This window comes from Pseudomonas sp. R15(2017), from assembly GCF_002112685.1.
GTDB classification, from domain to species: domain Bacteria; phylum Pseudomonadota; class Gammaproteobacteria; order Pseudomonadales; family Pseudomonadaceae; genus Aquipseudomonas; species Aquipseudomonas glycinae.
Genome location: NZ_NEII01000012.1, coordinates 202226 through 217656, shown reverse-complemented (window position 1 = coordinate 217656; position 15431 = coordinate 202226). Strand labels below are relative to the sequence as shown.

The following is a 15431-nucleotide window of genomic DNA, read 5'->3' as shown; positions in this document are numbered from 1 at the left end:
AGAGATGGCCCTGTCATTGCGGTCACGCGGGATGGACGACGCCACTGATCGCACACCGTTCATCCGTCCGGATTCCTCTCTCGCTTTTGTCTAAGCTCTGCGGTAGCCAACAAAGTCGAGGGCATCTGTGGCAGACCGCGAGCAACTCCACCGCAACGGCTACGTGCTGCTGCGCCAGGCAATTGCGCCAGCATGGCTGAACACGCTTCGCACGGTGTTCGATGCAGGCGTGAAACCTTCCGCAGAATGGCCCGTGCCCCGCGGCATCGATTGGCGCCATTCGCAGCTGGACACTGACCCGACCGTTCAAGCCGTATGCCGATTGCCACAGTTGCTGACCGTGGTGGGCGCGTTGATCGACGAACGCTTCTTCCTCTCTCAGGTCGAGGGCCGCGAACCACTCATCAATGGCGGCCACCAGCAGTTGCACCGCGACCTGTCGGCGCAACGCCCCGGCGACACCGTCAACGCGCTGGTGTACCTCGATGATTACGGCCCGGAAAACGGTGCAACCCGCATCGTCCCCGGCAGCCACCGTCCTGCACAGGGCGAGTTTGCGTTCGATTTCACTGACGAGTCCCGATCGGTGCAACTGACGGGCAGCGCGGGCGACATCCTGATCTTCGATGCCGATCTGATCCACGCCGGCAGCCTGAACTCCAGCGGTGCACGCCGGCGCTCCCTGTTGATCACCTGGTTTTCCGAAGCGCTCTACTCAACGCATCTGGAAACGGTGAGACTCAGAAACATACAAATGGACACGACTGAGCGGTTCGATTCGGGGGACTTTGCGTTCGGGATCGTGAAGTCATTCATTTGACTTGCTTGCCTAAGGCAACTATATAGTTGCCTTAGGCAAACATATGAGCATCACGCCATGTCCACGATCACCGACCGCGCCGACAGCGTCCGGCAGTTCAACCGCTTCTACACCCATCAGATCGGCGTGTTGCAGGAACACTTGCTGCAAAGCGACTACTCGCTGACCGAGCTGCGCATCCTCTACGAACTCGCGTCCCAGGGCGATCTGACCAGCACCGATTTGCGCCAGATGCTGGGCCTCGACGCGGGCTACATGAGTCGGCTCATCAGTGGTTTCGACAAAAAAGGCCTGATCCAGAAAGTCCCCTCCATCACCGACGCCCGCGCCAGTCAGTTGCACATTACCGACCTGGGCCGCGAGATCCTCGCCCCGCTGGAACAGGCCTCGCGACAAGAAGTCATCACCCTGCTCGAACGCCTGTCCGAACCGCAGCAACTGCAACTGATCGCCTCGATGAGGCAAATACAGACGCTGCTCGAGGGCGGCCAGCCGACGACCTATCTGCTGCGCGATCCGCAACCCGGCGACATGGGCCTGGTGGTGCATCAGCAGACTGCGATCTACAGCCGCGAATACGGCTGGAATTCAGAGTTCGAAGCGCTGGTGGCAGAGGTCGTCGCCAAGTACCTGCGCGAATTCGACCCCAGCGGCGAGCGCTGCTGGATCGCGGAGAAGGACGGCAAGGTGGTGGGTTCGGTATTCGTCATCCGCCACGACGAAACCACCGCTAAATTGCGCATGCTCTACGTCGATGCCAGCGCGCGGGGCCTGGGGATCGGCAATCGACTGGTCGAGGAATGCCTGCGTTTTGCCCGGGATGTCGGCTACAAAAAGATGATTCTGTGGACCACCAGCAATCTGGTGGATGCCCGCCGGTTGTATCAACGGGCGGGGTTTGAGTTGGTCGAGGAAGAGCCGATTCACAGCTTCGGCAAAGAGCTGGTGAGTCAGACCTGGGCGATCGAGTTGTGAGGTTATGCTCGCGGTGAGTCGTCGTCAGGCAGGACAATAGCGTCCTAAGGCACCTCTGAATCGACCGCCATGGGCGTAGGGACTTGCCACGAAGGTTTTTGCTCAACCTGACTGTCGAAAGCACGGCGTGCCTTGCGAATGTCATCGACGTTTTCGACCACCCACGTCCACACAGGCGACATACGGACCAAAAGTCCCATGCCCAGTGGCGTCAGTTCGTATTCGACACGTGGCGGAACTTCACCGAACTCCCGTCGAATCAGAAGACCATCACGCTCCAGTGAGCGCAGCGTCTTGGTCAACATGCGCTGAGTCACGCCCCTCATCTGTCGCTTGATCTCGGCATGGCGCATCGTGCCGTACACACCCAGGGCGTGCAGGATGCCCAACGACCAGCGACTGCCGGCATGCGTGAGGACTTCTCGCCGGACGCCGTCATCATCGTCTCTGAGCGTCTGGCAGATCCTCTCTGCCTGGCCAAGAGTCTCTTGGTCGGTCATTTCTCCTCCCGGTATCACACGTGTGCCTTCTTACTGGCGCTGTCGAATGGTGCAAGTATTTGCCCATCTTACAGACAGCAGGTTTCAGGAGACATCATGACCGAAGTCATACAGCTTTCCCCCCAATCGATTCTCGTACTCGGTGCCGGCGAACTCGGCCTGCCGGTTTTGCGCAATCTCGCACAGGTCGCAAAACGCGCACCCGGTTCCACAATCAGTGTCCTTCTCAGAGCCTCAACCATCGGTACTCAGGTGCCCGAGAAAAAGGCAGAAATCGATGAGCTGCGGAGTCTGGGTATTCAAATGGTCGCCGCCGATCTGGTAAGCGATTCGATCGATCAACTGGCTGAAGTTTTCGCACGATTCGATACCGTCATCGGCTGTGCAGGCATGGTCGCGGGTCGGGAAACGCCGATGAAGCTTGCCACCGCAGCGCTCAAGGCCGGTGTGAAGCGCTACTTTCCATGGCAGTTTGGTGTGGATTTCGAGGTGATCGGGCGAGGCAGTCCGCAGGATCTGTTTGATGCTCAGCTCGATGTGCGCGAGTTGCTTCGCGCCCAGGATAAAACCGAGTGGGTCATCATCTCGACGGGCATGTTCACCAGTTTCCTGTTCGAGCCGGTGTTTGAGGTCGTGGACTTCGACAACGACGCCGTGAACGCATTGGGCAGTCTCGACAACAGCGTGACGCTCACGACACCGCAAGACATCGGCAGGCTGACCGCCGAAATCGTCTTCTTTGAACCTCGTTTTCGCAATCAGATCGTCTACCTTTCCGGCGACACCGTGACCTACGGACAAGTGGCGAGCATCCTTGAACGGGTGCTGGAACGTCCGTTCAAACGCAACGTCTGGACTGTCGAGCACCTGATCCAGGAACTCGAAAAAGATCCCACCCACCACATCAAAAAGTATCGCGCCGTGTTTGCACAAGGCAGAGGCGTGGCCTGGCCGAAAGCTGGCACGTTCAACGAACAGCAATCCATTCAGGTCACCAGCGCCGAACAGTGGGTTCGAGAAAACCTCGCAGGCAACTGAAATCACTTCGCGCTCAACGGTTCTGCAGGACTGATGAGCGCACCTCATAATGCCTCGCCGATGTACCCGTCCAGTCCTCTCCCTTGCGCTCGCTTACTGTTCATCGCACAAGGTGAACCTTTCGCTGACCGACGTCTCCGAATGTTCTCCGGATTCGAATACCAGGACGTTTCTTCGTGCCAAGAATACTGACGAGTCATACCAGCGACAGCGAACTTACAGAACATAACGCCAAGATGTTTGGCTCGCCGAAAGAACGACTGGATTTCTATCGTCGGGAAATCCAGTACGAGACCAGCATCCTGGCCAACCGTACGGACGCCTATCTCGCCGCCCAGTCATTCCTGGTCATTGCTTTCGCCTCCAGCATGGGCAATCTCAATCCCGAGTGGGGCAAAATGTTCACTCTCGTCGTGCCTCCCTTCCTCGCGCTATTGGGCGTGTTGAGTTCACTCAACGCGTGGCCGGGCATCCGCGCCGCTTACGACATCATCGACCACTGGTACTACAAACAGAGTGAACTGTTACGCAGCGAGCCCGTGATGGGTATGGCTTATGACGAATCCCCTCTGTTCTGTGAGCGCGAGTCAACGCACAAAGGCTATCGCAAGGCACTGCTGTTTTCAGTGCGCACGCCGTGGATTTTCGCGTCATTCTGGGTGCTGCTCGGCTTTTGGGGCGTGTTCATCCAAGTGGCCTGATCACAACGGCCTCCCCTCGCGCAGGGGCTGGAATCGAGAAGCCCGGCATTGAGCCGGGCTTATGATTACGCAGCAGAATCATCTATTTGTTCAGGCTGCCATATTCGCCCCGCCGTGGCTTTTCTTGAGTGAAGCCTTCATCACTTCCATTTCCTTGCCCAGCTCCTCGAGCTTTGCCTTGCCCAGCAGCTTTCTGGCCTGAGGAAACATCTCGGTTTCCTCTTCTTCGATATGGCGTTCCAAAAGCTCCTTGACGACTTTTACGCGGCCTGCGAACTCCGGCTTGGAAGGATCGGTAGATTTCAGATCAGGCAATACCAAAGAATCGACCGTGCGGTGTTCTTCTTTTGCCTCGTAGTACATCTCATCCTGCTCTTTACCGCCTGCTTCCTTGAAAGCGGGATACAGAATCTGCTCTTCAAGCTGAGTATGAATGGTGATTTCCAGCTCCAGCTTGTCCAACAAATCCGCGCGTTTTTTTAATGCCCGATCGGTCGACTCGCTGAGTTGGTTCAGGATGCCTTTTACTTTTTCGTGGTCAGTTTTCAAAAGGTCGATGGCGTTCATTTGAGGCCTCTATCACGGATTATTTTTTTTGCCGAACGTGGTCGGCAACTCTCACGGTATTCCAGACAGACCTCGCATATTGTGTGCCAGCGCCCCCCTTCAAAAGGTCTTAGAAAAATCAAAGAGTTGTGCAGAGTGATGGCCAAATATAGGCATGCACTCTGCATGAGTGTGGGTTGAGGTTCTTGCAAATAGCGGAAGTGAGCCTACTCAGTGGTTGCCATTTGCTCTCTGCGGCGAACGGATTGTACGCAAAAACAGAGGGATGACCGTTGGCCGAAGCTGCCCTGGAGAATGGCAGCTATCGGCTGAATCCACAGCCAAAAGCAGTCGGTGGACAGACTACGGGCAAATAGATTGTGTCCTGCTACCCTCTTTATCCTAGTCGGGCTTGCCGTCACCCTATCGCGTCATCCCTCGATAGATCTCGCGCTTACCACGACATGGCATGTCAACTAATGAGAGAGTGTCAGGATAGCGCCATGAAAGTTCGATGCTCTAGCTGCGGTTATATCGCAGACAAGCTTCCGCCAAGCCTTAGGTGTCCTAAATGCGACGACTTTTCCCACGACTGGCTGATTTATGATTGGGAAAGCTTTGCTTCAACGAAGCGTCGACATATTAGATACAACTTATTAATTATTGGCATGACTCTAACCAATTTACTTGTGGCGATCACCTTGAAATCAACAGACGTGTTTCAATGGTTGTTCACGTTATTGTTTATCCCAGCCATTATCAGTTTGTTTTATTGTCGAAAACAGCTTGATAGTGAATCGGATTATGAGGGGCATAGAGGCAGAGCTTTAACTTTCTGGCTTTTCGGTTTCGGGGGTATCTAAAGCGGCTGACAAATCGAATCAGTCCCTTTTTTGAGAGCTGTATCGGGTCGTTCTCTTCCGTCTCGCGACGGGCAGAAGACGGCCAAACCAGCCACTCCCACCCGAACCACCAACGGAGAGCCCCCCATGAAAGCCGCCCTTATCTCCGACACCCACAATCTCCTCCGCCCCGAAGCCCTTGCCGCGCTCCAGGGCTGTGACCAGATCGTCCACGCCGGCGACATCGGCAACCCGGACATCCTCGCCCAACTGGCAAAAATCGCCCCCGTCCACGCCGTGCGCGGCAACAACGATCTCAACAGCCCGTGGGCCGAAAACCTCCCCGACCTCCTGACCTTCACCCTAAACGGCTGGCCAGCACTCCTCGTCCACGACATCGCCGACGTCCCCGCGGATCTCGATCCGGGCATCAAGCTCATCATCACCGGCCATTCCCACAAACCCCGCATCGAATGGCGCGGTGACCGTCTCTACGTAAACCCCGGCAGCGCCGGCCCTCGGCGTTTCAAGTTGCCGGTCACGCTGGCGATCCTCGAGATACAACCAGAGCGCATCGAACCGCGCCTGATTTTCCTGCTGGATCCCCCCGCCTGAAACCGCTACCGTCCCCCCATCCAGAACAGGGAACCCACGCGCCATGTCCATCGCCGACAACCTCCTCGCCTTCACCCTCGCCGCCACGCTGCTGACCCTGACGCCCGGTCTCGACACCGCGCTGGTGCTGCGCACGGCCACCGTTGAAGGCAAGCAGCAGGCCTTGCGTGCAGCGTTGGGGATCAACGCCGGTTGTCTGTTGTGGGGCGCGGCGGTGGCGTTTGGGTTGGGGGCGTTGATTGCGGTGTCGGAGCTGGCCTACAACCTGTTGAAGTATTGCGGCGCAGCGTATCTGGCGTGGCTGGGGTTGAACATGCTGCTGCGCCCTCGTCGTTCGCTGGCACCGGCCGAGGCCGACGGCAAGCCGGGAGGCAGCTGGTTTTTGAAGGGCATGCTGGGCAATGTGCTCAATCCCAAGGTGGGGATTTTCTATGTGTCGTTTCTGCCGCAGTTCATTGCGCAAGGTCAGCCGCTGGTGCCGTGGACGTTCGGGCTGGTGAGCATTCATGTGGTGCTCGGGCTGATCTGGTCGCTGGTGCTGATTGGCGCGACGCAGCCGCTGTCCGGTTTTCTGGGCCGGGAGAAGGTGGTTCGCTGGATGGATCGCACCACCGGGATGATTTTCGTGTTATTTGCTGCGCGGTTGGCGTTCAGTAAGCGTTGAGGCGCCTGCGCTAAACACACCTTCGGTCGAGAGCTGCCACCTCATCAAACTAAGGCTTGCCCAGTACATATGGATATCCGTATATTCGGACAACCATATGTACTGAAGGCATCGTCATGCTCAACCCCGCCTCCGTTTTCAAATGCCTCGCCGACGAAACCCGCGCCCGGGCCACGCTGCTGATCACCCGTGAGGGTGAGCTGTGTGTCTGCGAACTGGTCTGCGCGCTGAACGACAGTCAGCCGAAAATCTCCCGCCATCTCGCGCAACTGCGCACATGCGGTCTGTTGTTGGATCGTCGTCAGGGCCAGTGGGTTTATTACCGGCTCAACCCTGATTTGCCCGCATGGATTCGCACGCTGCTTGAAACCACGCTCGCCGCCAACACCGTCTGGCTGGAAGAAAACAGCGCGCGGCTGGCGGCCATGGGCGATCGCCCGCTCAACACCTCCGCTTGCTGCTAAGCCTCAGGCTTTCGGGATTCCCATGTTTTTCGCTTTTGCCATTTTTCTGTTCACGATCGTGCTGGTCATCTGGCAGCCGAAGGGGCTGGGTGTCGGCTGGAGTGCGACGCTCGGTGCGGTGCTGGCGCTGCTCAGCGGGGTTGTGACCCTGGGCGATATTCCCACGGTGTGGGGCATTGTCTGGAACGCGACCGCGACGTTCATTGCCGTCATTATCATTAGCCTCTTGCTCGACGAAGCCGGTTTTTTCCAGTGGGCCGCGTTGCACGTCGCCCGTTGGGCAAAGGGCGATGGCCGGCGTCTGTTCGCCTTTACGGTGTTGTTGGGCGCGGCCGTTTCTGCGCTGTTTGCCAACGATGGCGCGGCGCTGATCCTGACGCCGATTGTGATTTCGATACTGCTCGCCCTGCGCTTCTCGGCGGCTTCCACTTTGGCGTTCGTCATGGCGGCCGGTTTCATCGCCGATACCGCGAGCCTGCCGCTGGTGGTGTCCAACCTGGTCAACATCGTTTCCGCCGATTATTTCGGCCTTGGCTTCAGCGAATATGCCTCGGTGATGGTGCCGGTCAACGCGGTTGCCGTGGCCTGCACTCTGGGGGTGCTGTACTGGTTCTTCCGGCGCGACATACCCACACATTACTCACTGGATGACTTGCAGGATCCGCGACTGGCCATCCGCGACGGGCTGACTTTCCGGGTCGGCTGGATCGTGTTGGGGCTGCTCCTGATCGGTCTGTTCGCCCTGGAACCGCTGGGCATTCCCATCAGTGCGATTGCCGCAGTCTGCGCGGCGCTGCTGTTCGCGGTGGCGGCGCGGGGTCATGTGATTTCGACCCGGCGCGTGCTGCGCGAAGCCCCTTGGCAGATCGTGATTTTCTCGCTCGGCATGTACCTGGTGGTGTACGGGCTGAAGAACGCCGGGCTGACGGATTATCTGGCGACGACACTGAATTATCTGGCTGGTACCGGGCTCTGGGGCGCGGCGCTGGGTACGGGATTTCTGACCGCCCTGCTGTCGTCCGCGATGAACAACATGCCGACGGTGTTGGTGGGCGCGTTGTCGATCCAGGCCAGTGATGCCGTCGGCGTGATACGCGAGGCGATGATCTACGCCAATGTCATCGGCTCGGACCTGGGCCCGAAAATCACCCCCATCGGCAGTCTGGCAACGCTGCTCTGGCTGCACGTGCTGGAGCGCAAAGGGATCCGCATCACCTGGGGTTATTACTTCAAGACCGGCGTGGTGCTGACCCTGCCGATTCTGTTCATCACCTTGTCTGCCCTGGCCCTGCGCCTGAGCGTTTAACGCCTGTCTGGAAAGAGGAATCATCATGCGCGTTCTATTCATGTGCACCGCCAACAGCTGCCGCAGCATTCTGTCGGAGGCGATGTTCAATCACTTGGCGCCAGCCGGTTTCGAAGCAGTCAGTGCCGGCAGTTTCCCCAAGGGCCAGGTGCTGCCGCGCAGCCTGACCACGTTGCAGGCGGCCGGCATTTCCATCGCCGGGTTGAGCAGCAAGGGCAACGAGGCCTTCGAAGACAACCCGCCGGACATCGTCATCACCGTGTGCGACAAGGCCGCAGGGGAAGCCTGCCCGGTGTATTTCGGCCCGGCCCTGAAAGCCCATTGGGGGCTGGAAGATCCGTCGGATGTGGTCGGCGATGAACGCACCATTGATGCCGCCTTCCGCGCCACCCTCGCCCAAATCGAAACCCGCTGCCGGGCCTTCCTCGCCCTGCCCTTCGCCGAACTTGACCGTGATGCCCTCAAGCGCGAGCTCGACCGCATCAGCACGCTGTAACCGGAGCTGACATGACCAACTTGCCCAACCTCGATCCTTCACTGGTTCAAACAACCACGCGTGACGAAGGCGCCCACAAGCCGCGCATCCTGTTGCTGTACGGTTCGACCCGCCCGCGCTCCTTCAGCCGCTTGCTCGTCGAAGAAGCCGCCCGCCTGCTGGAGCACTTCGGTGCCGAGACGCGAATCTTCAATCCTTCGGGCCTGCCGCTGCCGGACGATGCGCCGGGCGATCACCCGAAAGTCCAGGAACTGCTCGAACTGATGCAATGGTCCGAAGGCCAGGTCTGGTGCTCGCCGGAACGCCACGGCGCAATGTCGGCGGTGTTCAAGGCACAGATCGACTGGGTGCCGCTGGCCCTCGGCGCGGTGCGTCCGACCCAGGGCAAGACCCTGGCGGTGATGCAGGTCTGCGGCGGCTCGCAGTCGTTCAACGTGGTCAATCAACTGCGCGTGTTGGGCCGCTGGATGCGCATGTTCACCATCCCCAATCAGTCATCGGTGCCCAAGGCCTATCTGGAATTCGACGAAGGCAACCGCATGAAACCCTCGGCGCTGTACGACCGGGTGGTGGACGTGATGGAGGAACTGGTGAAATTCACGCTGTTGCTGCGTGATCGCCCGGAACTGGTGGATCGCTACTCGGAGCGCAAGGAATCGGCAGAAGAGTTGATGCAGCGGGTCAATCAGCGGTCGATCTGATGACCAGACCTCACAATAAAAAACCGGTGCGAACGTTCGCACCGGTTTTTTTTCGTCGCCGGGTTACGGCTGGATGGAAGCATCGTCGCTTTGAGGTGACTTGTTTTCAGCGGGCAACCGCCGACGGCGCATCAGGCGATACGCCGCCGGTATGACAAACAGGGACAACAGCGGCGCCGTGACCATGCCGCCGACCATGGGCGCGGCGATGCGGCTCATGACTTCGCTGCCGGTGCCGCTGCCCAGCAGAATCGGCAACAGGCCGGCGATGATCACGGCCACGGTCATCGCCTTGGGGCGCACGCGTTGCACAGCGCCTTCGCGAATCGCCGCGACCAGCCCGCGTTCGGAGTGATCACCGAGTTCTTCGCGCTCGGCCCAGGCGTTCTTCAGGTAAAGCAGCATGATCACGCCGAACTCGGCCGAAACCCCGGCCAGTGCAATAAAGCCCACACCGGTCGCGACCGACAAGTTGTAGCCCAGCAAATACAGGAACCACGCACCGCCGCTCAATGCGAACGGCAACGTGGCCATGATCAGTAGCGCCTCATCGAAGCGAGCAAACGTCAGGTAGAGCAGCACGAAGATGATCAGCAGCGTGGCAGGCACTACCAGTTTCAGCCGCGCATTGGCCCGTTCCAGAAACTCGAACTGCCCCGAATAGCTCAGGCTCATACCGGGCTGCAATTTCACCTGTTCATTGACGGCGCGACGCAGATCGGCCACCACCGAAGCGATGTCCCGCCCGCGCACGTCGATGTACACCCAACCGGACGGCCGGGCATTCTCGCTCTTGAGCATCGGTGGGCCGTCCGTGACCTTGATCTTCGCCAGCATGCCGAGGGTGATCTGGCTGCCGGAAGGCGTGTAGATCGGCAATTGCTCCAGGGCGCCGGGCGAATCACGCCACTCTCGTGGATAACGGATGTTGATCGGAAACCGCGCCAGCCCTTCGATGGTTTCCCCGATGTTTTCCCCGCCAATGGCACCGGAGACGATGGATTGCACATCGCTGATGTTCAGCCCGTAGCGGCCGGCGGCGTTGCGGTCGATATCCACGTCGATGTAGCGGCCACCGGTCAGGCGCTCGGCCAGTGCCGAACTGACGCCGGGCACACCTTTGGCCACCCGCTCGACGGCCTGGGTCGCGGCGTCGATCTGGGCCAGATCGTTGCCGGCGACTTTCACGCCGATGGGACTTTTGATCCCGGTGGCGAGCATGTCGATGCGATTGCGGATCGGTGGAATCCAGATGTTGGTCAGGCCCGGCACTCGCACCACGCGATCCAGTTCTTCCACGAGTTTTTCCGGGGTCATGCCCGGACGCCATTGATCGTGGGGCTTGAATTGGATAGTGGTCTCGAACATCTCCAGCGGTGCCGGGTCGGTAGCGGTTTCCGCACGACCAGCCTTGCCGAATACATGCTCGACCTCGGGCACTGACTTGATCAGCCGATCGGTCTGCTGCAACAGTTGCGCGGCTTTTTGCGCCGACAAACCCGGCAGGGCCGAAGGCATGTACAGCAGATCGCCCTCGTCCAGCGGCGGGAGGAATTCGCCACCGAGCCGCGAAATCGGCCAGGCAGCGCTGACAAACACCAACAGCGCCACCAGCAAAGTGAATTTCGGCCGGCGCAGTACCACGTCCAGCGCCGGCTGATAGATCCGGATCAGCCAGCGGTTGAGCGGGTTGTGGCGTTCATCCGGAATCCGCCCGCGAATCCAGTAGCCCATCAGCACCGGTACCAGCGTCACAGAAAGTCCCGCTGCTGCTGCCATGGCGTAAGTCTTGGTAAACGCCAGCGGGCCGAACAGCCGCCCTTCCTGGGCCTGCAAGGTGAACACCGGAATGAACGATAGCGTGATGATCAGCAAACAGAAAAACAGCGCCGGCCCCACCTCCGCCGCCGCATCGGTCATCACCTGCCAATGACGCTCGCCCTTGAGCGCCTGCCCCGGGTTGGCCGCGTGCCACGCTTCGATTTTCTTGTGGGCGTTCTCGATCATCACCACCGCCGCATCGACCATCGCACCAATGGCGATGGCGATCCCGCCCAACGACATGATGTTGGCGTTCAAGCCCTGATAACGCATCACGATGAAGGCGATCAGCACGCCCACCGGCAACGAAATGATCGCCACCAGCGAAGAGCGCAAATGCCAGAGGAAGATCCCGCACACCAGCGCGACGACGATGAACTCTTCGAGCAGTTTGTGGCTGAGATTTTCCACGGCGCGATCGATCAGTTTGCTGCGATCGTAGGTGGTGACGATCTCGACGCCGGACGGCAGGCTGCTTTTCATGTCATCGAGTTTGGCCTTGACCGCCGCGATGGTCTCGCGGGCGTTCTTGCCGCTGCGCAGGATTACCACGCCGCCGACGGTTTCGCCCTGGCCGTCCAGCTCGGTGATGCCCCGACGCATGTCCGGCCCGGTCTGAACCGTTGCGACATCGCCGAGAGTTACCGGCACCCCGCCAGCACCGAGCTTTAACGGGATAGCCCGAAAATCATCAAGCGTCTTCAGGTAGCCGGAAGCGCGCACGATGAATTCGGTTTCGGCCATTTCCAGCACCGCGCCACCGGTTTCCTGATTGGCCTTGCCGATGGCTTCGCGCACCTGCGCCAGAGTGATACCCAAACTGGCCAGCCGCACCGGATCGGGCTGCACCTGATACTGCTTGACCATGCCGCCAACGGTAGCGACCTCGGCGACGTCGGGCAGGGTCTTGAGCTCGAACTTGAGGAACCAGTCCTGTAACGCCCGAAGCTGCGCCAGATCATGCCCGCCGCTACGATCCACCAGCGCGTACTGATAGATCCAGCCGACGCCGGTCGCATCCGGACCCAATCCCGGTTTGACGCCGGCAGGCAGGCGACTCTGGATCTGACTCAGGTACTCCAGCACTCGCGAGCGCGCCCAGTATTGATCGGTGCCGTCTTCGAACAGCACGTAAACGAAGCTGTCACCGAAGAACGAATAACCGCGTACGGTTTTCGCCCCCGGCACCGAGAGCATGGTGGTGGTCAGCGGATAGGTCACCTGATTCTCGACAATCTGCGGCGCCTGTCCGGGGTACGGCGTGCGGATGATCACCTGCACATCGGACAGATCCGGCAGCGCATCGATCGGTGTGTTCTGCACCGACCACACGCCCCAACCCGTGACGAACAGCGTCGCCAGCAGCACCAGAAAACGATTGGCGACGGACCAGCGAATCAGCGCGGCGATCATGGCTGGCTCCCCGAAACGTTCCCGCCCGATTCAAGCGGCTCGGCGACGATGCCCTTGAGACTGGCCTCCGAATCGAGCAGGAACTGGCCGGACGTCACGACGCTCTGCCCTTCTGCCAGGCCCTCGAGGATCACCGTTCTGCCGTCGCTTTCCTGACCGAGGCGCACCTCCACCGGGCGATAGTGCCCAGCGTCTTCGACGAGCATGACCAATGCCCGCTTGCCGGTGCGAATAACTGCCTCGCTGGGCACCGACAAACTGTCTTGCCCGGTCGATCGGTTCAACCGCACTTGCGCCGTCATCCCCGGCCGCAATCGGCCGTCGGCATTGGTCAGCTCAACCCTGACGCGCAGGGTTCGGCTGTCCGGGTTGGTGTCCGGTAGAATCGCGCTGACCGTTCCGTTGAATACTCTGCCGGGAAAGGCCGGCAGGCGTGCTTCGACGGCCTGCCCCACGGCAACCGAACCGGTCTGCGATTCCGGCACCGCCACAGCGAGCCAGACACTGTTCAGCCCGTTGACCCGCGCCAGGGTTTCACCGCTCGCCACGGTCATGCCCGCCCGCACGTCGAGTGCTTGCAGCACACCGCCCAAAGGGCTGGTGACCGTGAGTTCGGACTGCACCTGGCCGCTGCGCTCGACCTGAGCGATCAGGCTTGCTGGCATCCCGGTCAGTCGCAACCGCTGGCGTGCCGCCGCGATGAGGTCGGCATCGCCGCTACGCCTGAGCGCCAGAAACTCGCTCTGGGCCGCCGTCCATTCCGGCACGAGAATGTCTGCCAACGCCGTGCCAGCCGTGAGCACGTCCCCCGGCGCACGGGCGTAAACCCGCTCGACAAACCCATTGGTGCGCGCCTGGATCACCGCGACATCGCGCTCGTTGAACCCCAGCACACCGCTCACATCGAGGCTTGAGGTGAAGGCGCCGCGACTGACCGGCGCCACACGCAGACCGAGGTTCTGACTCAGCCCCGGATCAATGCTGACGGTCGCACTGCCCTCCTCGCCGCTGGCGTATCGGGGCACCAGTTGCATGTCCATGAAGGGTGACTTGCCCGGTTTGTCGAACTTCTGCTGCGGGTACATCGGGTCATACCAGTACAAGGCCTTGGGCTCAGTGCTCGGCGCCGGGGCTGAAGCCGCTACTCCGTTCATTCGCTGATAGGCCAATCCGTAACCGCCACCCACGCCCACCGCCAGCGCGAGGCCGGCCAGCCACACGCCGTTCCATTGATTACGGTTCACAGGCTGCTCTCCCCATAAGCGAAATGCAGACGCGCAGCGGTCAGCGCGCGTTGTTCTTCCATGTCGATCTGTTTGAGGCGGGCCTCGATGAGTTCGCGGCGGGCGTTGACCACCGCGTTCAAATCGCCCTGGCCGGCGCGATAACTGGCCAGGCTCAGATCGACTTTCTCTCTGGCCAGCGGCACCAGGCTTTCTTCGGTGCGGCGTACGGCCCGATCGAGGCGCTGGTAATCGGCCAACTGGTTTTCCAGTTGTTCGGTGTGCTCGCGGGACAGGGCCTCGCGCTCGGCTTGCAGTTGGCTGACCTCGGCCTGTCTGGCGGCGATTTTCGGGTTCTGCCGCGTCTCGGGAAACAGCGGCAGATCCCAGGAAAACTGCACGCTGACCATGTCGCCAAACTCGCGCCCCCGGTGCTGGTAATCCACCTCCCAGCTCCAGTCGGACTTTTTCTCGGACACCGCCTCTTGCACCCTGGCCTGGGCTTCGCGGGTCATGGGGGCGAAAGCAGCGAGTTCGGGATGGTGTTGCAGTTGATGATTGAAGGTCGGGGCATCGACCGGCCACACGGGCAAACCGCCTTCGGGCTTGTCGTTGGCGGCGGTGCCGATCCAGCGTTTGAGCGCGGCTCGGGCCAGGGTACGCTCGAGGGTCAGGTTGTCCTGTTGCTCGGCGAGTCGGGCCGCTTCCTGTTTCGGCGTCACTGCGTCGGCAGGTTGCGCGCGGCCACCGGCGATCTGCGCCCGGACGGTCTCACTCAGCAGGCGATTTTCCTTGAAGAGATCCCGGAACAGCGCTTCCTTACGCTCGACCGAATAGCCGCTGATCCACGCCAGCGCTGTCGCCTGACGCACCTTCAAACGCTCGACCCTGCGCTCGGCCGCCGCGCGCTCAATAGCGGCGTCGGCAACTTCGATGCGCGCCTTGCGTTTGTCTGCGTTGGGCATCTCCTGCCGGTAACCGACCATCTGCATGGTCATGAAGTCCTGATCGACGCTCCAGCGATCCGGGCCGCCCACGGGGTAGTTCTGCAAACCGAGCAACAGCTTGGGATCGGGCAACTCGCCCGCCGGAATGGCCGCGCTGCTGGCGGCCTGGATTTTCTGATCTTGTGCGGTCAGCGACGGCGCATTGTTTTCGGCCAGCCGCAGCGCTTGATCGAGTGTCAGCGCGGCGGCGAAACCCGGCCACGCGAGCACGCTTGCCGCAAGGCCGGCCACCAGAGGCCAACCCGTGCAATTGCACTTGAATGTCATGTTTACGATTCCTGTGATCGTCCACTGCGCGC

15 protein-coding genes are annotated in these 15431 nt (G+C 60.4%); 10 read left to right on the top strand and 5 right to left on the bottom strand.

Features of this window, described 5'->3' with window-relative positions:
• The first annotated feature begins 127 nt into the window (after nucleotides 1-127).
• Nucleotides 128-820: a phytanoyl-CoA dioxygenase family protein gene (locus tag CAF77_RS23645; protein WP_085655334.1), complete on the top strand. Its 693-nt coding sequence runs from the start codon at nucleotides 128-130 to the stop codon at nucleotides 818-820.
• Nucleotides 821-877: 57 nt separating this feature from the next.
• A complete protein-coding gene (locus CAF77_RS23640; protein ID WP_085655335.1) occupies nucleotides 878-1795 on the top strand; it encodes a helix-turn-helix domain-containing GNAT family N-acetyltransferase in 918 nt (305 codons plus the stop codon).
• 44 nt (nucleotides 1796-1839) lie between these two features.
• Here the strand turns inward: CAF77_RS23640 and CAF77_RS23635 are convergent, their stop codons facing one another.
• Entirely contained in the window at nucleotides 1840-2295 is a 456-nt protein-coding gene (locus CAF77_RS23635; RefSeq protein WP_064381901.1) for a helix-turn-helix domain-containing protein, read from the bottom strand.
• Nucleotides 2296-2391: 96 nt separating this feature from the next.
• On the opposite strand from CAF77_RS23635, the gene CAF77_RS23630 reads away from it, so the two are divergent.
• The gene (locus tag CAF77_RS23630; protein WP_064381902.1) at nucleotides 2392-3333 is read left to right on the top strand and encodes an aromatic alcohol reductase; all 942 of its coding nucleotides are present in this window, start codon (nucleotides 2392-2394) and stop codon (nucleotides 3331-3333) included.
• 176 nt (nucleotides 3334-3509) lie between these two features.
• Complete coding sequence (locus tag CAF77_RS23625) at nucleotides 3510-4034, top strand: hypothetical protein (protein WP_064381903.1); 525 nt, start codon at nucleotides 3510-3512, stop codon at nucleotides 4032-4034.
• 90 nt (nucleotides 4035-4124) lie between these two features.
• On the opposite strand, the gene CAF77_RS23620 is transcribed toward CAF77_RS23625, so the two are convergent.
• The gene (locus CAF77_RS23620; protein ID WP_085655336.1) at nucleotides 4125-4601 is read right to left on the bottom strand and encodes a hemerythrin domain-containing protein; all 477 of its coding nucleotides are present in this window, start codon (nucleotides 4599-4601) and stop codon (nucleotides 4125-4127) included.
• Between the two features lie 968 nt (nucleotides 4602-5569).
• Here CAF77_RS23620 and CAF77_RS23610 point away from each other — a divergent pair.
• From CAF77_RS23610 to arsH, 6 genes are all read left to right on the top strand, one after another.
• Nucleotides 5570-6037 carry a metallophosphoesterase family protein gene (locus CAF77_RS23610; RefSeq protein WP_085655338.1) on the top strand — a complete coding sequence of 156 codons (468 nt, stop codon included), beginning with the start codon at nucleotides 5570-5572 and terminating at the stop codon, nucleotides 6035-6037.
• Between the two features lie 43 nt (nucleotides 6038-6080).
• Complete coding sequence (locus tag CAF77_RS23605; protein WP_085655339.1) at nucleotides 6081-6701, top strand: LysE family translocator; 621 nt, start codon at nucleotides 6081-6083, stop codon at nucleotides 6699-6701.
• Between the two features lie 116 nt (nucleotides 6702-6817).
• Entirely contained in the window at nucleotides 6818-7165 is a 348-nt protein-coding gene (locus CAF77_RS23600; protein ID WP_085655340.1) for a metalloregulator ArsR/SmtB family transcription factor, read from the top strand.
• 22 nt (nucleotides 7166-7187) lie between these two features.
• A complete protein-coding gene (locus CAF77_RS23595; RefSeq protein WP_085655341.1) occupies nucleotides 7188-8471 on the top strand; it encodes an arsenic transporter in 1284 nt (427 codons plus the stop codon).
• A gap of 25 nt (nucleotides 8472-8496) precedes the next feature.
• Nucleotides 8497-8967 carry an arsenate reductase ArsC gene (locus CAF77_RS23590; RefSeq protein ID WP_011333821.1) on the top strand — a complete coding sequence of 157 codons (471 nt, stop codon included), beginning with the start codon at nucleotides 8497-8499 and terminating at the stop codon, nucleotides 8965-8967.
• Nucleotides 8968-8978: 11 nt separating this feature from the next.
• Nucleotides 8979-9668, top strand: a complete 690-nt coding sequence (gene arsH, locus CAF77_RS23585) for an arsenical resistance protein ArsH (RefSeq protein ID WP_085655342.1) — start codon at nucleotides 8979-8981, stop codon at nucleotides 9666-9668.
• 63 nt (nucleotides 9669-9731) lie between these two features.
• Here arsH and CAF77_RS23580 read toward each other — a convergent pair whose 3' ends face one another.
• From CAF77_RS23580 to CAF77_RS23570, 3 genes are read right to left on the bottom strand one after another with little or no spacing between them, the layout of a single operon-like run.
• Nucleotides 9732-12902, bottom strand: coding sequence for an efflux RND transporter permease subunit (locus CAF77_RS23580; protein WP_085655343.1), 3171 nt, complete (start codon nucleotides 12900-12902; stop codon nucleotides 9732-9734).
• A complete protein-coding gene (locus CAF77_RS23575; protein ID WP_085655344.1) occupies nucleotides 12899-14146 on the bottom strand; it encodes an efflux RND transporter periplasmic adaptor subunit in 1248 nt (415 codons plus the stop codon). The genes CAF77_RS23580 and CAF77_RS23575 overlap by 4 nt, the downstream gene beginning before the upstream one ends.
• Complete coding sequence (locus tag CAF77_RS23570) at nucleotides 14143-15399, bottom strand: TolC family protein (protein ID WP_085655345.1); 1257 nt, start codon at nucleotides 15397-15399, stop codon at nucleotides 14143-14145. Before CAF77_RS23570 ends, CAF77_RS23575 begins: the two co-directional genes overlap by 4 nt.
• Nucleotides 15400-15431 lie beyond the last annotated feature (32 nt).